The sequence below is a fragment of the Streptomyces sp. DG1A-41 genome, assembly GCF_037055355.1.
Lineage (GTDB): Bacteria > Actinomycetota > Actinomycetes > Streptomycetales > Streptomycetaceae > Streptomyces.
Genome location: NZ_CP146350.1, coordinates 8,010,867 through 8,031,663, shown reverse-complemented (window position 1 = coordinate 8,031,663; position 20,797 = coordinate 8,010,867). Strand labels below are relative to the sequence as shown.

18 protein-coding genes are annotated in these 20,797 nt (G+C 69.2%); 12 read left to right on the top strand and 6 right to left on the bottom strand.

From position 1 onward, the window contains the following. Positions 1 to 62: 62 nt before the first annotated feature. The 3 genes from V8690_RS37115 to V8690_RS37105 all read right to left on the bottom strand — a co-directional run bounded on the left by V8690_RS37115 (position 63) and on the right by V8690_RS37105 (position 3,925). Positions 63 to 1,064: a LacI family DNA-binding transcriptional regulator gene (locus V8690_RS37115; protein WP_338784429.1), complete on the bottom strand. Its 1,002-nt coding sequence runs from the start codon at positions 1,062 to 1,064 to the stop codon at positions 63 to 65. After that, positions 1,058 to 3,505, bottom strand: coding sequence for an alpha-L-arabinofuranosidase C-terminal domain-containing protein (locus V8690_RS37110; RefSeq protein ID WP_338784428.1), 2,448 nt, complete (start codon positions 3,503 to 3,505; stop codon positions 1,058 to 1,060). Before V8690_RS37110 ends, V8690_RS37115 begins: the two co-directional genes overlap by 7 nt. 81 nt (positions 3,506 to 3,586) lie before the next feature. After that, entirely contained in the window at positions 3,587 to 3,925 is a 339-nt protein-coding gene (locus V8690_RS37105; RefSeq protein WP_338784427.1) for a hypothetical protein, read from the bottom strand. A gap of 41 nt (positions 3,926 to 3,966) precedes the next feature. On the opposite strand from V8690_RS37105, the gene V8690_RS37100 reads away from it, so the two are divergent. Beyond that, complete coding sequence (locus V8690_RS37100; RefSeq protein WP_338784426.1) at positions 3,967 to 4,143, top strand: hypothetical protein; 177 nt, start codon at positions 3,967 to 3,969, stop codon at positions 4,141 to 4,143. Positions 4,144 to 4,751: 608 nt separating this feature from the next. Here V8690_RS37100 and V8690_RS37095 read toward each other — a convergent pair. Beyond that, entirely contained in the window at positions 4,752 to 6,278 is a 1,527-nt protein-coding gene (locus V8690_RS37095) for an endo-polygalacturonase (protein WP_338784425.1), read from the bottom strand. 56 nt (positions 6,279 to 6,334) lie between these two features. Then, the gene (locus V8690_RS37090) at positions 6,335 to 7,852 is read right to left on the bottom strand and encodes an alpha-L-arabinofuranosidase C-terminal domain-containing protein (RefSeq protein WP_338784424.1); all 1,518 of its coding nucleotides are present in this window, start codon (positions 7,850 to 7,852) and stop codon (positions 6,335 to 6,337) included. Between the two features lie 531 nt (positions 7,853 to 8,383). On the opposite strand from V8690_RS37090, the gene V8690_RS37085 reads away from it, so the two are divergent. The 7 genes from V8690_RS37085 (at position 8,384) to V8690_RS37055 (ending at position 16,484) form a co-directional block, all read left to right on the top strand. Continuing rightward, complete coding sequence (locus V8690_RS37085) at positions 8,384 to 9,739, top strand: extracellular solute-binding protein (protein WP_338784423.1); 1,356 nt, start codon at positions 8,384 to 8,386, stop codon at positions 9,737 to 9,739. Next, complete coding sequence (locus V8690_RS37080; protein WP_338784422.1) at positions 9,736 to 10,764, top strand: sugar ABC transporter permease; 1,029 nt, start codon at positions 9,736 to 9,738, stop codon at positions 10,762 to 10,764. The genes V8690_RS37085 and V8690_RS37080 overlap by 4 nt, the downstream gene beginning before the upstream one ends. Then, a complete protein-coding gene (locus V8690_RS37075; protein WP_338784421.1) occupies positions 10,764 to 11,585 on the top strand; it encodes a carbohydrate ABC transporter permease in 822 nt (273 codons plus the stop codon). Before V8690_RS37080 ends, V8690_RS37075 begins: the two co-directional genes overlap by 1 nt. 219 nt (positions 11,586 to 11,804) lie before the next feature. Then, positions 11,805 to 13,814 carry a TIM-barrel domain-containing protein gene (locus V8690_RS37070; protein ID WP_338784420.1) on the top strand — a complete coding sequence of 670 codons (2,010 nt, stop codon included), beginning with the start codon at positions 11,805 to 11,807 and terminating at the stop codon, positions 13,812 to 13,814. A gap of 491 nt (positions 13,815 to 14,305) precedes the next feature. Beyond that, positions 14,306 to 15,376 (top strand): aromatic ring-hydroxylating dioxygenase subunit alpha, encoded by a 1,071-nt coding sequence (locus V8690_RS37065; protein ID WP_338784419.1) that lies wholly within the window; start codon positions 14,306 to 14,308, stop codon positions 15,374 to 15,376. Then, entirely contained in the window at positions 15,373 to 15,552 is a 180-nt protein-coding gene (locus V8690_RS37060; RefSeq protein ID WP_274821056.1) for a hypothetical protein, read from the top strand. The genes V8690_RS37065 and V8690_RS37060 overlap by 4 nt, the downstream gene beginning before the upstream one ends. After that, positions 15,549 to 16,484, top strand: a complete 936-nt coding sequence (locus tag V8690_RS37055) for a PDR/VanB family oxidoreductase (protein WP_338784418.1) — start codon at positions 15,549 to 15,551, stop codon at positions 16,482 to 16,484. The genes V8690_RS37060 and V8690_RS37055 overlap by 4 nt, the downstream gene beginning before the upstream one ends. Here V8690_RS37055 and V8690_RS37050 read toward each other — a convergent pair. After that, positions 16,399 to 17,250 (bottom strand): IclR family transcriptional regulator C-terminal domain-containing protein, encoded by an 852-nt coding sequence (locus V8690_RS37050; RefSeq protein ID WP_338784417.1) that lies wholly within the window; start codon positions 17,248 to 17,250, stop codon positions 16,399 to 16,401. The genes V8690_RS37055 and V8690_RS37050 overlap by 86 nt on opposite strands. Before the next feature lie 192 nt (positions 17,251 to 17,442). Between V8690_RS37050 and V8690_RS37045 the strand changes: the two genes are divergently transcribed. From V8690_RS37045 to V8690_RS37030, 4 genes are read left to right on the top strand one after another with little or no spacing between them, the layout of a single operon-like run. After that, positions 17,443 to 18,417 (top strand): ABC transporter substrate-binding protein, encoded by a 975-nt coding sequence (locus tag V8690_RS37045; protein WP_338784416.1) that lies wholly within the window; start codon positions 17,443 to 17,445, stop codon positions 18,415 to 18,417. A gap of 13 nt (positions 18,418 to 18,430) precedes the next feature. Continuing rightward, positions 18,431 to 19,204, top strand: a complete 774-nt coding sequence (locus tag V8690_RS37040; protein ID WP_338784415.1) for an ABC transporter permease — start codon at positions 18,431 to 18,433, stop codon at positions 19,202 to 19,204. After that, positions 19,201 to 19,980, top strand: coding sequence for an ABC transporter permease subunit (locus V8690_RS37035; protein ID WP_338784414.1), 780 nt, complete (start codon positions 19,201 to 19,203; stop codon positions 19,978 to 19,980). The genes V8690_RS37040 and V8690_RS37035 overlap by 4 nt, the downstream gene beginning before the upstream one ends. A gap of 20 nt (positions 19,981 to 20,000) precedes the next feature. Continuing rightward, positions 20,001 to 20,780 (top strand): ABC transporter ATP-binding protein, encoded by a 780-nt coding sequence (locus tag V8690_RS37030; protein ID WP_338784413.1) that lies wholly within the window; start codon positions 20,001 to 20,003, stop codon positions 20,778 to 20,780. Positions 20,781 to 20,797 lie beyond the last annotated feature (17 nt).

The window sequence follows — 20,797 nt, the reverse complement described above, 5'->3', positions numbered from 1 at the left end:
CCCTTGTCGTGGTGCTGAGAGGCGAGGCGTCATGGTGCGCGGAGGCGAGGCGCGAACTGTTCTCAGCCGCCCGTCGACTCCCGGATCACCAGCGAAAAGTCGCCGATGAAGTCCTGGTGCCCGGTCGGGGGCTCGGTCTGTTCGATGCGTTTGAGCAGGAGGTCGACCGCGCGCTCGGCCATGCCGTCGTGGTCGGGGTCGATCGTGGAGAGCGAGGGGATGCAGTACTCGCTCTCCCTGACGTTGTCGAAGCCGATCACCTTGACCTGGTCGGGCACCCGTATCCGGGCGTCGGCCAGGCCTCGCAGGACGCCCATGGCCAGGGAGTCGGTCACGCAGAACACCCCGTCGAAGTCGAGGCCGCCCTCCGCCATCTCCCGGGCGCGCCCGGCGCCTTCGCGCATGCCGAACCTGTCCACCTGCTGGATCAGGGCGGGGTCCGTCGGCAGGCCCGCCTCTTCGAGGGCCTGCCGGTGGCCGGTGAGGCGGAGGCTGGAGGTGTCGACCTCCTCCACCGCCCCGCACAGGAACGCGATACGCCGGCAGCCCCGCTCGATCAGGTGGCGGGTGGCCGCCCGGGAGGCTTCGAGGTTGGGCATGGCGACGTGGTCGACGGGTGCGCCGAAGATCCGGTCGCCGAGGATGACGACCGGGTGGTCCACCCGAAGCCGCTCGGCATCGGCCTGTCCCATGCCCGCGGCGGTCAGGATCAGTCCGTCGTACAGGCGGTTGCGCGACAGGGACAGGGCGTCCAGCTCGTTGTCCCGGGACGCGGTCTGCTCGACGCTCACGCGCAGGTCCCGCCGCTCGGCGGCGGCGATGACGGAGGCGGCCAGCCGGCTGTAATAGAGGCTGTTCACCTCGGGGACGGCGAGGCCGATGGTTCCGGTGCTGCCCTTGGCCAGATTGCGGGCGGCGACGTTGACCCGGTAGTCGAGCCGGGCCATGGCCTCGAGGACCTTCGCACGCGTTGAGCTGCGCACGTTCGGGTGATCGTTGATGACGTTCGAGACGGTCATCGGTGAGACCCCGGCCGCCTTCGCCACATCCTTGATCGTTACCACGCTCGCCCCTGGTCCGCCGTCTCGGCACCCTCCCGCATGGTATGCCGCGGGTCCGTGCGCAGAACGGTGAAGGAGTGCGGCGGGACGGCGCAGACGGACCCGGTGATCCGGTCGTGCACGGGCGCGGCCGGGGCCGGGCCGAAGCGGCTGCCGGCGTCCGGGGGAACGGTGAGGGTGGTGCGCGCGCAGCCGGTGTCCCCGGCCATGTCCGCCGGACGCAGGCGGACCGTGACAGGTTCGGGTGTGGTGTTGACGATCTTGATGATCACCTCACCGGCGGCGCTGTCGCGGACGGCCGAGACGGCGAAGACCTCCGGGTCCGGCCGGACGTCCTCCACGTCGTGGAGCAGCTCTCCGTCGCGGAAGCAGCGAACGCGCGGGCCGTCCACCTCCACCCGCAGGTCGTACCAACGGCCGCTCTCCACACCGTCGAGCACGCGCTCGCCGAGGTCGTCCGCCACACCGTCGTCCACTCGCTGAAGCCAGGTCGCCCGGTTGTCCCAGCCGCCGAGCCGCCACTGGTACCGGCGCTCGGACGTCATACCGGTGAAGCACAGGACAAATCCCTCGGCGCCGTCCGTCTTCCTCGCCCGCACCGAGAAGGCGTACGACGTTCCGCGCACCGCGTCCGTGAGCAGCGGGCCGGTACCCGATCCGGCCACGGTTTCGCCGTTCAGCTCCCAAGTACCGTCAAGCACGCCCCGGTTACGGAAGTCCTGGGCCGGTGCGAGCTCTTCGCCGAGGGGGCCGCAGTGGACGTCGGTGAACTCGGCGCGGGTGTCGGAACCGGTGCCGATGCGGATGTCGTGCCGGTCTCTCGCCCGGACGGGCGGGGTCTCGGGCGCTCCGGTGACCGTGACGGGCAGGGCGGTGTCGCCCGAGTTCACCGAGTGCATCTGCTGGACGTGGTAGTTGAGGGTGGTCCAGACGTGCGTGTTGTCGAAGTAGATCAAGTCGGGCAGCCACTGGGTGCGGTCGCTTTTGGCGAGCAGCGGGGCGTAGGAGGCCATCCGGACGACATCGCCGTTGCGTTCCATGGCGATCATGTAGAGGGCCTCGGCGAGCGCGCTGCGGCCGTCGTTGCGCCAGCTGCCGTACTCGCCGATGTACAGGTGCGGGCCGTGGCGGTCCATGCGGTCGAAGCGACGGCTGTTCTCCAGGAACCAGCGGGGCGATTTGTAGGAGTGCTCGTCGACGACGGGTACGCCCCGTTCGCGGGCGAACGCCCAGCCCTTCTCCCAGTCCTCCCCGAAGGTGGCCGGGCCGAGGGTGCCGATGACCGTGATCTCGGGGTGGTGCTCGCGCAGGGCGTCGTGGATGCGGGAGAAGCGGTCGCGGAAGGTGTCGGTGATGCTGTCCTCGTTGCCGACGCCGAGGTATTCGAGGCCGAAGGGTTCGGGATGTCCGGCGGCGGCGCGCAGGGCGCCCCAGGGCGAGTCGGCCGGGCCGTTGGCCCACTCCACCAGGGCCAGTACCTCGGCGACGTAGGCGTCCATCTCCTCGTCGGGGATGCCGGCCTGGCCGGTGACGTCGCTGTTCTGGCAGCAGACGCCGGCGGGCACGACGGGCAGGGGCTTGGCGCCGATGTCCTCGCAGAACTGGAAGTACTCGTAGTAGCCGAGGCCCATCGACTGGTGGTAGTGCCAGATGTTGAACTGCTGCCTGCGCGCGTGGAGCGGGCCGATGGTCTCGGACCAGCGGTACATGTTGGCAAGGCCCTGCCCGTGGGCGAGGCAACCGCCGGGAAAGCGCAGGAACTTCGGCTTCAAATCGGCGATGGCCTGCGCCAGGTCGGCGCGCAGACCGCCCGGGCGGCCCTTGAAGGTGGCCTGAGGGAAGAGCGAGACCAGGTCCAGGTGGACGGTGCCGGGACCGGTCGCCGTGAGGGTGAACCGGGCGTCCCGGTCGGTGACTTCGGAGGTGATGACCGCCGTGTGGCGTCTCCAGGACCCGTCCAGCGGGCCCAACTCGACCTGCTCGTAGGCGCGTTCGCCGTCCCGGCTCTCGATCCGCGCGACCAGCCGGTCGGCGGTGCCCCCGGCCAGGCGGGCGAAGACGCTCACGTCGTACGTCTCCCCCGCCCGGACCGGGATGCCGTCGAACCCCTCGTTGCGCATCCCCGCACCGGCGGTGGTACTGCTCGTCAGCACCGCGTAGTGCGGGTTGGCCGGGTGCAGCGGGGTGTCGGTGGAGACCGTGAGCGATCCGGCCGCGCCGTCCCGCTCCAGCAGCTCCCAGGCGGTGAGGGAGTTCCATTCGGGACGGTCGGCCGGGCCGTACTCGAAGGACCGGTTCTGCACCAGCTCGGCGTACAGCCCGCCGTCCGCCGCATAGTTGAGGTCCTCGAAGAACGCGCCGAACAGGTCGGGTGAGATGGCGGTGCCCGGGGCGCGGGTGTCCACCTCGACGACCGTCTCGACAGGGGGGTTGGCGTCGGGCACAGAGATACTCCTGCGTGGGTGTGGCGTTGCGTGAACGGTGTGACGGGGCGGCCGGGGGGAGGAGCGCGGGGCCGCCCGGGACTACTTGGCGTACATGAGCTGACCGAAGCCGAGCTGGTCGTAACCGCTGCTGGTGGTGCCGTAGTCGCCGCCTCCTCCCTCGATGCCGACGAGGTCGCTGGACATGGCCGCGATGCACTTGTCGTCCAGGCCCTTGATCCGGTTGTAGCGGTAATGGAGCATCACCCACACCGGGCGGATGCCTCCACGGCCGGACGAGGAGATGGCGGTCTGCTCGTTGTAGGCGCAGTTGGTGCCGCTGCCCCAGCTGTAGGTGGTGTAGAGCACGTCCAGACCGATGTTGTACTGGGCGGCGTACTGGGCGGCCTTGAAGAACCGGCTGTCGTCGTCGGTGTACAAGTAGGGACGGGGCGCTGTAGTCGCGCAGCAGTTCGCCTACGTTGGCGAACTGCCAGCCGTGGATGCCGACGGCCGGGATCGCGTCGGCGCTGCCCGTGATCGTGGTCAGTGTGCTGGACCAGTCGTTGCAGATGGCGGCCGCGCAGTCGGCGTGGGCGGTGTCGCCGCTGATCAGCCGGCGCAAGCTGTTCTGGTGGGCGGCGGCGATGTCGTTGTAGAGGATCGAGTGGTTCTGGTAGCTCCCGCCGCGGTAGACGGCCTCCTGGGGGTTGGCCGCCCAGGTGGAGGCCGAGTGGGCGTTGGCGGTCAGCGGCTGCGAGCCCGAGTACCACGGCTCGATGCGCGCGGCCACCCTGACCTTGGCGCGGTTGATGTCACCGGGGTGGTGTATCGCGCCTGGGTGATTCCACACGGTCGGTGCGGCGGTAGGGGTCAGGTTGCGGACACCGTGCGGCTTGCCGGCGGCGTCGGCGGACGGTACGGAGGCGGCGCCGACGAGCCCGAGTCCGCCGGCGGCGCGCAGGATGCCTCGTCGGCTCAGGAGCTCGGTGTGGCGGCGGTGGGGTGTGTCTTGGTCGAGTGGGGGGAGATGGTTGCGGCTCATGGGATGTGCGACTCCGATCGAACATGGCCCCGACCGGCTCTGACCGGGGCTCGTGCCGACTTGGTCGAACTGCGTGGTGTGGAGGCTCGGGAGGCGTGTGGACAGAGCGCAGGACCCACGTGGGAGAGCGTTGCCCATGCAGTAGAGGTCTCCGGCGACGTGGAGGGACAACGCCGTCTTCAGGAGCGGCGTACGCGGTGAACGCGGCAGGGCGGGCCGAACCTATGACGCGGCGGCCGCCTCGGCCGTCGTGAGGAACTTCAGGTTCTGCACGTGCTCGTTGACGTACCACTGCGCCATGTCGGTGGTCTTGTACCAGCGCGGCTTGCGCATCGAGTCGGCGATGACCAGGCCGTTGACCACCAGGTTCTCGAAGGTGACGTTCTTGATGGCGTGGTCGGCGTCGTAGCCGAGGAAGAGCGACGGGCCGGCGTGGGTGCCGGTGTAGGTGAGGTTCTTGATGTAGACGTCCTCGATACCGCGGCCGACCGAGGTGTTGTACGTCGTGTTGTACATGACCCGGAAGTTGAGGAGCTGGCCCCAACGGAAGTCCTCGACCCGTACGTCCTCGATACGGACGTTCTTGATCAGGTTGGAGTCGCCGGCGTTGAGGGCGATGCAGCCCTGGTAGTTCATCTGGGGCTCGCGGTGGTCGAGGATGTCGACGTTCTTGATGACGAGGTTCTCGATCATCTCCGGGGCGTCACTGTTGCCGTGCGTGCCGATGTTGATCGGGTGGGCCACGTCCGCCCACAGGGTGGCGTTGACGATGGTGATGTTGCGGGTGTCGCCGTACAGCTCGCCGCGGTGGGCATAGATGGAGTGGCTGTCGTCCGAGCTGCGGACGAAGCAGCCGTCGTAGGTGATGTTCTTGGAGCAGTAGAGGGGGAGGCCATCACCCCACTGTCCCCACGTGAACACGCGGACCTTCTTGACCACGCCGCCATCGGCCTCCCAGCAGCCCAGGCCGTTGCCGAGCAGGATGACTTCCTCGACGCGGATGTTCTTGCTGTGGTCGAGCTGGACACCGCCGACGGTACCTCTCGGCACCAGCACACCGCGGCCTCGGAGGCGTGCCTTCTCGGCGTCCTTGAAGCTGATCTGCCCGATGACGACGGCGCCGCCCGCCAGGTAGACGGTCTTGCCGCTGGGAACGTAGAGGATGTTGCCGGAGAGCGAGTGCAGGCCGGGGCCGAAGTAGATGACGTCCGGGTCATCGGCGGAAGGCGGGTTCGGGTCGATGTGGTTGGTGATGACGTGCAGACAGTCGAAGATTTCGTCGTTGATCTGGACGACGACGTCCTTCGGCTCGTCGAGGGTGAACCGCAGGGTGTCGCCGAGAAGTTCGGGCCTGATGCCGTACGAGTCCGGACGCACCCGGGCCTTGGTGGTGCCGCCCTTGAGATAGGTCACCTCCAGCTCCACGGAGCCCCGGAAGTCGAAGTACACCATCGACGAGCCCCAGACCTTGCCGGAGCCGGTGGTGGCGTTGATCTCCTTGACTCCATGCCCATAGCAGGAGAGCGTCTGCCACTCGCCGTCGGGGGCGGTGCGCACCCGCACCTTGAAGCTTGCCTGGGTGGCCACGCCGGACGGTATCGGGTAGGTGACCAGCTTCGGCGCCGGGTTGTCGCCCTCCCCCGGGTCGCCGGCGTGGGCCGTCGTGGCGGTCAGGGAGGACAGGCCGGCGGCGAGGGCGGCCGCTCCGGCGGCCTGGAGGGTTCTGCGGCGGGTCAGGTCCGTGCTCATGTGCGGCTCCTCGTCAGGATGAAGTACGGGTGGGAACAGATCTGTTGTGGCCGGGGTCAGCCCAGCGGCGCCCGGACGGTGACGAACGAGTGGGGCGGCAGCGTCAGGGCGAGCCCGTGCTCGATCGTCTTGAGGTCGTCGAAGGGGCGTGGGCTGACCGCCTCCGGCGTGCCGGGGGTGTTGTGGTCCTGGAGCCGGTCGGCGGTCAGGATGCGGGCGGTCGGCTCGCCGATCGAACCGCCGCGCAGGTCGAGGGTCACCTCGGCGGGCTCTTCTGCGTCGAGGTTGGACAGTGAGATCAGCACCGCCCCGTCCTTGACACTGGCGGAGGCGGACAGGGTCTCCAACTCCGCGTCGCCGACCTTGCGTCGAGCGTCGTCTCCGCTGAGGTGGACGGCGAGCGAGGTGGCGTTCTGGTGGCCCTTGTTCATCTCGAACACGTGGTAGGTCGGGGTCAGGACCAGCGCGTCGCCGTCGGTGAGGACCATCGCCTGCAAGACGTTCACGGTCTGGGCGATGTTGGCCATGTACAGGCGCGCGGCGTGCTTGTGGAAGATGTCGAAGTGCGCAGAGGCGACGAGCGCGTCGCGCAGGGAGTTCTGCTGGAACAGGAACCCGGGGCTGGTGCCCGGCTCGACGTCCCACCAGGTGCCCCACTCGTCCAGGACCAGGCCGACCGTACGCCCCCGGTCGTAGATGTCCATGACGGTGGAGTGGCCGGTGAGGATGGTGTCGATCCGGCGGGCGGCGACCATGGTCCGGTAGTAGTCGTCGGTGTCGAAGACGGTGGCGCTGCCCTTCGCCTCCCAGGGGCCGGCCAGCGTGTAGTAGTGCACGGACAGGCCTTGGAAGAAGTTCTTCGGGGTGGCCTCGCAGCCGAAGCAGCTGATCTGCTGCATCAGCGTCTCGGTCCACTTGTAGTCGTCGTCGGAGGCGCCCGAGGCGATGCGGTAGAGCTTGTTGTCGCCGTGGTCGCGGCAGTACGTGGCGTACTGCCGGGCCAGGTCCGCGGAGTACTCGGCGCGCATGTTGCCGCCGCAGCCCCAGGTCTCGTTGCCGATGCCCCAGAACTTCACCCGCCACGGCTCGTCGCGGCCGTTGGCCCGGCGCAGCCTGGCCATGGGGCTGTCGCCGTCGCGCGTGAGGTACTCGACCCACTCGCTCATCTCCCGGACGGTGCCGGAGCCGACGTTGCCGCTGATGTACGGCTCGGCGCCGAGGAGTTCGCACAGGGCCATGAACTCGTGGGTGCCGAAGTGGTTGTTCTCCTCGACGTCGCCCCAGTGCGTGTTGACCATCCGGGGGCGCTGGTCGTGGGGGCCGATGCCGTCCTTCCAGTGGTACTCGTCGGCGAAACAGCCGCCCGGCCAGCGCAGGTTGGGAATGTTCAGGGCGCGCAGGGCCTCGACGACGTCGAGGCGGATGCCTCCTTCGTTGGGTATCGGCGAGTCCTCCCCGACCCAGAAACCGCCGTAGATGCAGTGGCCGAGGTGTTCGGCGAAGTGGCCGTAGAGATGTCGGCTGATCGTCGGGCCCTCGATGTCGAGGTTGATGACCGCGGTGGCGTGGGGCACGGATGTACTCCTGCTGGATGGAGTGCGGCGTGAGGGGGGTGGTGGCGCGGCCACGAGCAGGGGTGGTGGGGCCTCACCCGCCCGTGGCGGTCTCGTTCGAGGCGTGGCGAACGCTCAACAACCGGTTTCTTGTAGCGGTACAAGAAGCTGCCACCGCGCCGCCGCAGGAGTCAAGAGGCTTGCATCAAGCGCCTTGTGGTTATGGGCTCGGCTTCAGTTGGACCAGCTGATTACAAGGGCGTTCCCACCTCTTGACACTGCCCGGAGGCCCGCCCTACGTTCGCCGGAGCCTTCTGCAACCGGTTTCTACACGTGGGCGTTCGGGGCGTGACGCCGCACGACCGAAGTACGGATCCTCAACGCTCGACACCACAGTGCGGACGACGTCGCCGGCGCCATGCCCGAAGGCCGTCCATCACGGCCGAGCACACACCAGGCTGCCTTCTCTTCCTGTCTCTTGTGCCTTCCTGCGCGGCAGCACCCGTCTTCCGCCCATCCACGTATGCCCACCGCACGAAAGGCTTCACCGTCATGCCCGTCGCACCCAGAGGCTCCCTCGACCGGCGCCGTTTCCTCACCGCCTCCGCCGCCGGCGCCGCCCTCACCGCTGCCGCCCTGCCCGGCTGTGCCGCCTCCGTCGGCTCCGGGAGCGGTGCCAAGGGCGCCAAGGAGACGCTCACCATCATGGACGTCGCCTGGCCCAAGAAGGACAAGCAGAACGCCGAGCGGGCGCTCGGCATGAACCTCGAGATCGTCACGTACGACATCACCAAGCTCAACGCCATGCTGGCCGGCAAGAACCCCCCGGACGTGGTCCGCGGCGTGGGTGCGACCGACGTCCCCTACTTCGCCGCGCGAGGGCTGATGACCGACCTGGACTCGTACTTCGCCAGGAGCGACGTGCTCAAGCCCTCCGATCTCGCCCCGGCCAACGACGTATGGCGCTACGACGCCACGTCCAGGAAGCAGGGCACCGGTCCCCGCTACGGCATGGCCAAGGACTACTCTCAGGACTGCATGTTCTGGTACCGCACCGACATGTTCGAGGCGGCCGGACTGGAACTCCCCAGCGACACCGAACCGTTGTCCTGCGACGAGTGGCTGGACCTCGGCGAGCGGCTGGTCAAGCGCAGGCTCGGCAAGGTGAAGGTGTACGGCCTGAGCGCCGGGACAGTGGGCGGCCCCCTCACCACGTTCTCGTGGATGACCGCGTCGGCCGGCGGGAGCCTGTTCGCCGCGGACCTGGCCACAGTGGACTTCTCCTCGCCCGAGGCGCTCAAGGCGCTGGAGTGGTACCTGGACTACGCGAAGTCCGACATCGGCCCGAGCGTCGTCAACCCCAACCCGGACGGCTGGGACTGGCCCACCTACCAGGCCAACCGGATGGCGATGGCCACCGACGGCTACTGGTTCGGCGGGGCGATCGGCGGCGACGCCAAGGTCGCAGAGGTCTCACGGTTCGCCCCCGCACCCCAGCTCGGCGGCCACCGCATCAGCCCCTGCTTCAGCGGCACCGGCTACTGGGTCCCCAAGGGGGCCAAGAACAAGGACGCCGCCTGGAAGTACTTCGAGTGGTACTTCGGCGGCAAGCCGGCCCAGGACCGCGCGACCAGCGGCTGGGGCATCCCCTCCCTGAACTCGCTGCGCTCGAAGATGCCGCGGGACACCGCGTTCCACCAACAGTCCTACGCGGTCCAGCAACGGGAGCTGCCCTACTTCTCGGTGCTGCCCGTCAGCCCGTACGCCCAGGTGGACGCACTCAACGCGGTGCTCACCAAGTTCCTGCCGGACGCGGTCAAGTCCGGTACCTCGGCCGGGAAGGTCGCCGACACGCTCAACTCCCGGATCAACGAACAGCTCGCGCGCGGCAAGGAGCTGGTGGGGTGAGTACCGATCAGCTCGCCGGGCCGGGCGCGCGTGCGCCGATGCGTGCGGCCGACGCCCGGCCCAGCTCGCCGCGAGCGCGCCATCCTCGCTCGCTGCGGGCCCGCCGGGCCGGGGCCTTCTATGTGTTCGCCGGCCCCTGGCTGCTGGGCTTCCTCGCCTTGACGGTCTTTCCGCTGGGCTACGCGCTGTGGCTGAGTTTCACCAACTCCGACGGCCTGTCCCCGAACGCCCGCTATGTGGGGCTGGCCAACTACCGCGAGGTCTTCACCGACCCGGACACACTGGCGTCACTGGCCCGCACCGGTCTGTTCACCGCGATCACGGTGCCGTTGACCATCGCGGCGGGACTGTTCCTCGCGGTGCTGCTGAATCAGCCGATCCGCGCCCGGGGCGTGTTCCGCACGATGATCTATCTGCCGGCCGTGGTGCCACCGGTCGGTGCCGCCCTCACGTTCAAGCTGATCTTCGACCGTGACTCGGGCTCGGCCAACGGCCTGCTGGACGTCTTCGGCGCGAACGGGCTCGCCTGGCTTCAGGATCCGTACGCCCGCTGGGTGCTGATCACGCTGACCGTGTGGGGCTGCGGAAACGTCATGATCATCTCGTTGGCGGGCTTGCAGGACATCCCCGCGGAACTGCTCGACGCGGCGCGGGTGGACGGGGCGAGCTGGTGGCAGTCCTTCACCCGGATCACCCTGCCCCTTCTCTCCCCCGTGCTGTTCTTCCAGCTGGTCACCCAGATCATCGCCACACTGCAGAGTTTCCTGCCCCTCCTCATCGCGGTCGACCCCACACCCAAAGGGGTGGCGGCCGTACCCGAGAGCAACCGGCTGATCATGATCGATGTCTTCGCGCAGTACTTCTCCAACGGCCGCTACGGCTACGCCTCCGCCCTGCTGTGGGTGCTCTTCGCGTTCGTCATGGCCGTCACCTTCCTCGTCTTCAAGATGAGCAGGGGAGTTGTCTTCTACGCCGTGGATCCCGAGCAGACCCAGACCAAGCCCCGGACGATCGGAGACAGCTGATGGTCCTGGCCCGACGCAAAGTCGTCTACATGCTCCTGGTCGCGACCCTGGTGCTCATGCTCAGCCCCTTCGGATGGCTCCTGATCAGCGCGTTCAAGGACCCCTCCGAACTGCGCGCGGTGCCCATCCACTGGTGGCCGCACCACCCGACCCTGGAGAACTTCCACCTGGCCCTGACCCTCTTCGACTTCTTCGGCTACGCCCGCAACTCGCTGACGCTCGCCGGCATCTACTCGGTGCTGATCACCCTGGCCTCGGCCTGGGCCGGCTACGGCTTCGCCCGGCTGAGCGGACCCGGCAAACGGATCATCTTCGGGCTCATGCTGTCCACGATGATGACGCCGCAGATCATCACCCTCATCCCGACCTACCTGCTGTTCTCCAGGGCCGGCCTGGTCAACACCTATGTGCCATGGGTGCTCTGGGGGCTGGCCGGCGCACCGTACCTGATCTTCCTCTTCCGGCAGTTCTTCACCAACATGCCCAAGGAACTGGAGGAGGCGGCGATCATCGACGGCTGCGGTCAGATCCGCATCTTCTGGCGGATCTTCCTCCCGCAGTCCTGGCCCGTCATCGCCACCAGCCTGGTCCTCTCCTTCGCCTGGAGCTGGGGCGACTACATCTCCCCCGCCCTGCTGCTGGACGACGACCACACCACGCTCGCGGTGAAGATGGCCACCGGCTACGTCAACGAGCACGGAACCGGGCTCTATACCGTCGTCGGGGCGGGAGCCATCCTGTACATCGTGCCCTCGCTGGTCCTGTTCCTGATCCTCCAGCGCGGCTTCGTCACGGGCACCGCCACGTCCGGGCTCAAGTGACGAGCCCGGCTCCTCGAAAACGGCACCCCTTGCGGTCGTCGCCACCGGCGACCACGCCGGAGCACGCCTGAAATCGAAGAAGCGGATCCAACCGTCCTTCGACGAGCGGAACGTTCACAAGTACTGTCCTTCTCGCCGCCGCCGCTGTCCTCGAACGTCATCGGGCTGTCACCGTCGACCACCGCCGACATCCAGATCTGAGAAGGAATCCCCGGAGCTATGGCAGTCTTCACCGCACAGGGCGACGTCCTCGAACGACGCACCCCGCACGAGGTCCTCCTCATCGAGCCCTGGGGGCCGCACTCGGTCCGGGTCCGCGCCCGCCCCGGTCAGGCCCCCGACCACACACTCCCCGGTGCCCTCTGCGTCCCCGCCCCAGGCCCTGCCCCCACCGTGACCGCGCACGCGGACGGCGGCGCCCGCATCGTCCACGGCCGCCTCACCGTGGAGGCCGACCAGGACGGCTCGCTGCGCTTCCTGCACACCGCCACGGGCTGCGAACTGCTCTCCGACAAGCGCCCCTACACGGCCTGCCCGCAGGCACGCTCCTACACGCCGCTCGACGACGGCACCCACCGCATCGAGCAGCGCTTCGAGGCGTACGACGGTGAGCGGATCCACGGCCTGGGCCAGCATCTGCACGGCTACCTCGACCAGAAGGGCCTGGTGATCGATCTGGTCCAGGGCAACACGGTGGTCGCCATCCCGTTCCTGCACTCCTCGCGCGGCTACGGCCTGCTCTGGAACAACCCCGCCATGGGCAGGGTCGAGCTCGGCAGGGACGCCACCCGCTGGGTCGCCGACTCGGCCCACCAGATCGACTACTGGATCACCGCGGGCGACACCCCGGCCCACATCATGGAGGCGTACGCCGACGCCACCGGGCACCCGCCGCTGCTGCCCGCATGGGCAGCCGGCTTCTGGCAGTCCAAGCTGCGCTACCGCACGCAGGACGAACTCCTGGCCGTCGCCCGGGAGTACAAGGGGCGCGGACTGCCCCTGTCGGTGATCGTCTGCGACTTCTTCCACTGGACCCACATGGGTGACTGGGACTTCGACCCCACCGACTGGCCCGCTCCGGACGCCATGATCAGGGAACTGGAGTCGCTCGGCGTCAAGTTGGCGGTGTCCGTCTGGCCCACCGTGGATCCCGGCAGCCGCAACCACGACACGCTGCACGACGCCGGACTCCTCGTCGGCGACAGCCACGGCGGCCTGCTGACCTTCCCCTGGCCCGCCCGCGGCCACGGCACGGATTACCAGCCGATGACCTACGTCGACGCCACCCGTCCGGCCGCCCGCCGCCACCTCTGGCAACAGCTGAGCGAGCACTACCGCTCACTCGGTGTCTGCGCCTTCTGGCTCGACGCCTGCGAGCCGGACATGCCTCTCGAACTGGCCGCCCGTGCGGTCTACTCGGCGGGCCCCGGTGTCCAGGTGGGCAACCTCTACGGGCAGTTGGTCGCCCGCGCCGTCGCCGAAGGCCTGAACGAGGCCGGCGACGAACGCCCGCTCAGCCTCGTCCGCTCAGCCTGGGCGGGCAGCCAGCGCTACGGCGCCGCCCTGTGGTCCGGTGACATCATGCCCACCTTCGAGTCGCTGGCCCAGCAGATCCGGGCCGGGCTGAACGTCGCGATGAGCGGCATCCCGTGGTGGAACACCGACATCGGCGGCTTCCTCGGCGGTGACCCCTCCGACCCGACGTACCAGGAAGTGCTGGTCCGGTGGTTCCAGTACGGCACCTTCAGCCCCATCATGCGGCTGCACGGCGACCGTGCGCCGAACCACCCCACCTTCTCCGCGGACATGACCGGCGGTCCGAACGAGGTCTGGTCATACGGACCACAGGCATACCCGATCCTGACTGCGCACCTGCGGCTGCGCGAGCGGCTGCGGCCCTATCTGCAGGAGCTGTCCGAACAGGCGCACCGCACCGGGGCGCCGGTGATGCGTCCCCTGTTCTTCGGCTTCCCCGAGGACGCCCATTCCTGGACCGTCGACGACCAGTTCCTCCTCGGGCCCGACCTCCTCGTCGCGCCGGTCGCCGAGGCCGGAGCCCGCAGCCGCGCCGTCTACCTCCCGGCCGGCGCGCACTGGACCGACACCGCCACCGGTGAGCTCCACGGGGGCGGCACCGCGCTCGACGTTCCCGCGCCGCTGGAACGTATCCCGGTCTTCGTCCGCGAAGGCGCCGCCGTCGCGGACGCGTTCACGGAGAGCACCGCCTGATGGCCTGTGCGCGCCGGCTTGCACGAGCCGAGCGACGCGGCTCCCGCCCGGAGTTGCGAGCGGGAGCCGCGCGCATGCGACGCCACGCCGGCGGAAGGCAGCCCCGCTCCATGCAGGGCACCGAGAGAGTGCCACGACACCCGTCGTGGCCCTCTCCACGTGCACACCAGAGCCCCAAGCCCGGTCCGGCATCCCCCGAGCGGTGTCGCTAGTCCTCGATCACCACCGAGGCCACCCGCGCCGCCATGGTGGACTTGGCGGTCGACAACATTTTCGACGTCCTCGCCCAACGTCCCGCCCGGGCCCCCTCCCCGGCGCCCCGACGGTGCCCAGCATCCCGGCCGGTAGCACCGGAGTACACGCATGAGCCACCCGTGGAAGCTCTTCCGTCTGGCAGAAGCCGCCTTGCCGAGCTGCCGCGAACGTCACGACCCTGGTTCCAACCACGGCACGCGGGGCGACGACGCCCCGCCGACAGGGACGGGAAGCCCATGCCCCACACGACCGCCTTCGCCAGGAACCAGTGGTACGTCGCCGCCTACAGTCACGAGGTCGGGCGGGAGTTGCTCGGACGGACGATTCTCGATGAGACGCTCGTGCTCTACCGGACCGAGGAGGAGGGCACACCGGTCGTGCTGCACGACCGGTGTGTGCACCGGCGTTATCCGCTGTCGGAGGCCCCGACGCGGCTCGACGGCGACCGGATCGTGTGCGGGTACCACGGGTTCACCTACGACACGACCGGTACCTGCGTGTACGTTCCGGGGCAGAAGCGGGTGCCGCGCACGGCCCGGGTCGCCTCCTACCCGGTCGTCGAGCAGGACTCGCTGATCTGGGTGTGGATCGGTGACCCCGCGCTCGCCGATCCGCAGGGCATCCCGCGGGCCAGGCACCTCGATTCCCCCGGCTGGGTCACCGTGCGCGGCATGGAGCCCATCGACTGCGACTACGGGCTCCTCGTCGACAACCTCCTGGACCTGTCGCACGAGACGTATCTGCACGGCGGGTACATCGGCACCCCCGAGGTCGCCGAGACGCCGATCACCACGGAGGTCGACGAGGGCGCCGGGATCGTCCGGGTGAGCCTGCACATGGACGACGCCGAGTGCCCGCCGTTCTACGCCAAGTCCACCGGCATCGAAGGCCGGATCACCCGCTGGCAGGACATCGAGTACCACGCCCCCTGCCTGTACCTGCTGCACAGCCGCATCGCCCCGGTCGGTGTGCTGCCCGAGCCGGACGGCAGCGACCCGAACGGCTTCCACACCGAGATCACGTACGCGATCACACCGTCCGGCGACGGCAAGGTGTACGACTTCTGGGCCGTCTCCCGCGACTGGGCGACGGACGACGCCGAGGTCACCGAGTTCCTGCGCGGCAACAACCACACCGTCGTGATGCAGGACGTCACCGCGCTCAACCTGCTCCAGAAGACCCTCGGCACCGAGCGCACCGGCTACCAGGAGCTGAGCATCAACATCGACACCGGTGGTCTGGCCGCCCGCCGTATCCTCGCCCGGCTGGTCGAGGAGGGCGAGAAGCCCGTGGAGAAGGTCCAGTGACGAGTCCGACCGGCGAGATCTACCGCATCGACTGGCTGCCCGGCACCGACATCCTGCACGGCACCTGCCACTGCGGCCGTGAGCACACCGCGCAGGACCCGGTGGAGATGTGGGAGTGGATGCTCGCCCACCCGCAGGGGCACGACGTCGACGAGCCGCGAGGGAACAGCTCATGAGCGTGTACGAAGACGAACTCGTCGTCGAGCGGCGTGGGTTCGCCGCAGACGGCGTGCTCGCCCTCACCCTGCGCCACCCGTTGGGCGAGCCGCTCCCGGCGTGGAAGCCGGGCGCCCACATCGACGTGGTGCTCGGCCCCGGGCTGGAGCGGCAGTACTCGCTGTGCGGCGATCCGGCGGACCGGTCGTCCTGGCGGATCGCGGTGCTGCGCGAGCCGGACGGCCGGGGTGGCTCGGTCCATGTGCACGAGCAGGTCGGGCAGGGCGACAAGGTCCGGGTGCGCGGGCCCCGGAACAACTTCGGCCTGGAGCCCGCCCCCCGCTACCGCTTCGTCGCGGGCGGCATCGGCATCACCCCGATCCTGCCGATGCTGGCGGCGGCTGAGGCGGCGGGCGCCGAGTGGACGCTGCTGTACGGCGGTCGCACCCGCCGGTCGATGGCGTTCGGCGAGGAACTGGCCCGCTACGGGGACCGGGTGACGATCGCGCCCGAGGACGAGACGGGGCTGCTGGACCTGCCGTCCGTGCTGGACGACGTACCCGACGGCACGCTCGTCTACTGCTGCGGCCCCGGGCCGCTGCTGGACGCGGTCGAGGAGCGCTGCCCGTCCGGAGTGCTGCGCGTCGAGCGGTTCCGGCCGAAGGAGCAGGAGACCGGCGGCGACACCGCGTTCGACGTGGAGCTGGCGCGAAGCGGCCGGACGCTCACGGTCGCGCCGGACGTGTCCGTCCTGGACGCCGTGCGCGCCGCCGGGGTCGAGGTGCTCTACTCCTGCACCGAGGGCACCTGCGGAACCTGTGAGACGGACGTCCTCGACGGCACCCCGGAACACCGGGACTCCGTGCTCACCCCTCAGGAGCGGGAGAGCGGCGAGACGATGATGATCTGCGTGTCCCGGTGCCGGGGGCGGCGGCTGGTGCTGGACTTGTGATCCGCAGGTCGGCCTCGATCCCGGCGACGGTCGCCAGCAGGTGCGGCAGCAGGTCGCGGCGTACGGAATCGACGGAGTTGCGGCCGGCGTGCACGGCGATGTTGACGGCCGCGACCGCGTCACCGTCCCGGTCCCGAACCGGGGCGGCGACCGACCTCAGCCCCTCCTCCAGCTCCTGGTCGACGACGGCGTAACCCTGCCGGCGGACGCGGCGCAGCTCCGTCCGCAGGGCCTCCGGCGTGGTGATCGTGCGCGCGGTAAGGGGCTTCAACTCCGCACGGGCGAGCCTGACTTCGACGTCCTCGTCCGGCAGATGAGCGAGGATCACCCGGCCCACCGACGTCACATACGCCGGGAAACGGGTGCCGACCGTGATGGACGCGGTCATGATGCGGCGGGTCGGGACCCGGGCGACGTACACGATGTCGTCGCCGTCGAGGACACAGAGCGAGGACGATTCCCGTACTCGCGCGACGAGTTGCTCCAGATGGGGCTCGGCGATCTGGGGCAGCGTGTAGCTGGAGAGGTAGGAGTAGCCGAGTTCCAGCACCCGCGGGGTGAGGCGGAAGCGGCGGCCGTCGGTGTGGACGTAGCCGAGGTCGGCGAGGGTGAGCAGGAAACGGCGGGCCGCCGCGCGGGTCAGTTCGCAGGCGCGCGCGACCTCGCTCAGGGTCAGCGCCGGATGCTCGGCGTCGAAGGCGCGGATCACGGCGAGGCCGCGCTCGAAGGACCGGACGAAATGCGGTGCGCGGGCTTCAGCGGACATCCTGGGCCTCCGGCGTGACGTACGACCGTGCGCTGTGCGCACGCTAGGAGTGCGGATCTCGCGATGTCAACGATCAGTACAGGCACAGGCATTGACCATGGAGCGAGCCCGGCTCTACGTTCTCGCTGAGCACAAGCGTGCTGTCTGCGCACAACCTGTCGGAGAACCACAGCCGGTCCCACAGGAGGAGTCATGCGTCGTCGTCTCTTCACCCGTCTCACGGCCGTGTCGGTCCTGCTCACCGCGGCGGCCTGCGGCTCGTCCGACGGCGGTGGCACCTCGGACGCGGGCGCCTCGTCCGGCGGGGTGACCACCGTCGAGGTCGGGCTCATTCCCATCGTCGATGTGGCACCCCTCTATCTGGGCCAGGAGAAGGGCTTCTTCGAGAAACAGGGGCTGAAGCTCAAGTTCACCACCGCGCAGGGCGGCGCGGCGATCGTGCCGGGTGTGGCCAGCGGCCAGTTCCAGTTCGGGTTCTCCAACGTGACGTCGCTGATGATCGCCCAGTCCAACAACGTGCCGATCAAGGCCGTCGCGAACGCGATCGCGTCGACCGGCGTCGACGGCAAGGACTTCAGCGCGATCACCGTGAGCAAGGACAGTCCGATCAGGTCGCCGAAGGACCTGGAGGGCAAGCGGGTCGCCATCAACACCCTGAAGAACATCAACGAGACGTCCGTGCGCGCGTCGGTGCGCAAGGCGGGCGGCGACCCGGACAAGGTCAGGTTCGTCGAGCTCGCCTTCGACCAGATGCCTGCCGCCCTCGACAGCGGGCAGATCGACGCCGCCCAGGTGGTCGAGCCCGCCCTCGCCACCGTCAAGAGCCAGGGCGGCCGCGAGATCGCCTCGAACCTGGTGGACGTGGCACCCGACCTCACCGTCGCGCTCTACTTCACCTCGACGCAATACGCCCAGCAGAACCCGGAGGTGGTGAAGAAGTTCCAGCAGGCCACCGCCGAGTCCCTCGCCTACGCCGACGCCCACCCGGACGAAGCCCGCCAGATCGTCACCACGTACACGAAGATCCCGGCGGCGGTGCTGGAGAAGGCGACCCTGCCGAAGTGGCCGGCGGAGCCGAACCGCGCCTCCATCGAGGCGCTGATGAAGCTCGGCGAGGACGACGGCCTGTTCAAGTCGACGCCGGATCTGGACAAGCTGCTGCCGTGAGGGGCACAGACGCATGAGGGGCGCGAACGCCGCGCTCGGTGCGGCCGGACTCGCCGCCCTTCTCGCCCTGGGCGAGGTGGTACCACGGCTCGGCCTGGTCGAGGAGACCTACTTCCCACCCACCAGCCGTATCGCCGGAGCACTCGCTGACGAGATGGCCGACTCCGCCTTCTGGACTGCGCTCGGCGACACGCTCACCGGCTGGGCGCTGGGCCTGGCGATCGCGTCCGGTGCGGGAATCGTGGCGGGCGTGCTGATCTCGGTCGTACCGTATCTGCGCGAGGCGACGGCCTCCACGATCGAGTTCCTGCGCCCCATCCCGTCGGTCGCGCTGATCCCGCTGGCGGTACTGCTGTACGGCACCGAACTGCGGTCGGTGCTCCTCCTCGTCGTCTACGCGTCGTTCTGGCAAATCCTGATCCAGGTTCTGTACGGCGTCCAGGACGTCGACCCCGTCGCCGACGAGACGGCGCGGTCGTACGGCCTCGGTACCTGGGCGCGGATCCGGCATGTGCTGTGGCCGACCGCGCTGCCGTACGTCATGACCGGCGTCCGGCTGGCGGCGGCGGTCGCGCTGATCCTCGCCGTCACGTCCGAACTCGTCATCGGGGCACCGGGGCTGGGCAAGCGCATCGGGGTGGCTCAGGCCTCGCAGGCCGTGCCCGAGATGTACGCGCTGATCGTGGTGACCGGGCTGCTGGGTCTGCTGATCAACGTCGGCGCGCGCACGGTGGAGCGGCGGGCGCTGGCCTGGCACCAGTCGGTGCGCGGGGAGGTGACGGTGTGAGGCGTCTGCTGCTGCGGCTGGTGTTCGCCGTCGCCCTCCCGGCCCTGCTGGTCACGGTCTGGTGGGTGGCGTCCGCCGGCAGTACGGACGTGTACTGGCCGCCCTTGCGGACGATCCTGGAGGCCTTCCCGGACGTGTGGACGGCGGAGCGCCTGCGGGGCGACGTGCTGCCGAGCGTGCTGCGGCTGGCGGGCGGTTATGCGCTGGCGGCGGCCCTGGGGGTGGCGCTCGGTACGGTCATCGGGTCCTATCGGCGGGTGCGGGCGGTGTGCGAGCCGGTCCTGGAGTTCCTGCGGGCGGTGCCGCCGCCGGTGCTGGTACCGGTCATCATGCTGTTCGCGGGGATCGGCGACACGATGAAGGTCACGGTGATCGCGGCCGGCTGCGTGTGGCCCGTCCTGCTCAACACGGTCGAGGGCGTGCGGGCGGTGGACCCGGTGATGGCCGAGACGGCGCGCTCGTACGGCATCACCGGTGTGGCGCGGCTCAGGAACCTGGTGCTGCCGTCGGCGAGCCCCCAGATCTTCGCGGGCCTGCGCCAGGCCCTGTCCATCGGCATCATCCTCATGGTGATCAGCGAGATGTTCGCCGCGAGCAACGGGCTCGGCTTCACCATCGTCCAGTTCCAGCGCGGCTTCGCGATCCCGGACATGTGGACCGGCATCCTCGTGCTCGGTCTGCTCGGTTTCCTGCTGTCGGTCGTCTTCCAGTGGGTCGAGCGGCGGGCGCTCGGCTGGTACCACGGTCTGCGCGCCTCGGCCCGGCGGTCGCCGTGAGCCTCTTGAAAGGGCGGTCCATGCTCGACGTACGGGGTCTGAAGAAGGTCTACGAGGGGTCGGGGCGGCGTGTGGAGGCGGTCCGCGACCTCAGCTTCACCATCGACGCCGGAGAACTGGTCTGTCTCGTCGGGCCGTCGGGCTGTGGCAAGACCACGCTGCTGAAGTGCGTGGGAGGGCTGCTCACACCGACCGGCGGTGAAGTGCTCCTGGAGGGGCTGAAGGTGAGCGGTCCGCCACCCGGGATGGCGATCGTCTTCCAGGAGTACGGGCGCAGCCTCTTCCCCTGGATGCGCGTCGGCGAGAACGTCGAACTTCCGCTCAGACAGAAGGACTTGAGCAAGGCCCGACGCCGGGAACTGGTCCGCGACGCGCTGGAGTCGGTGGGGCTGGCGGACGCGGTGGGGGCGTATCCCTGGCAGTTGTCCGGCGGTATGCAGCAGCGGGTCGCCATCGCCCGGGCGCTGGCGTACGAGCCCCGTGTGCTGCTGATGGACGAGCCGTTCGCGGCGGTGGACGCCCAGACCCGGGCCGATCTGGAAGACCTGGTACGGGGGCTGTGGCGGGAGCGCGGCATCACGATCCTGTTCGTCACTCACGACATCGACGAGGCCGTCTACCTCGGGGAGCGGGTGATCGTGCTGTCCGCCTCCCCCACCGTCGTGCGGGAGCAGCTGAAGGTAGAACTGCCCGTCGCGCGGGATCAGCTGCACACGAGGGTGGATCCGCGCTTCACCGAGCTGCGGACGCATGTGTACGAGCAGATCCAGGCCGCCAAGAGGGGAGCCGCCGCGTCCTGAGACGACCTCGGGGCGAA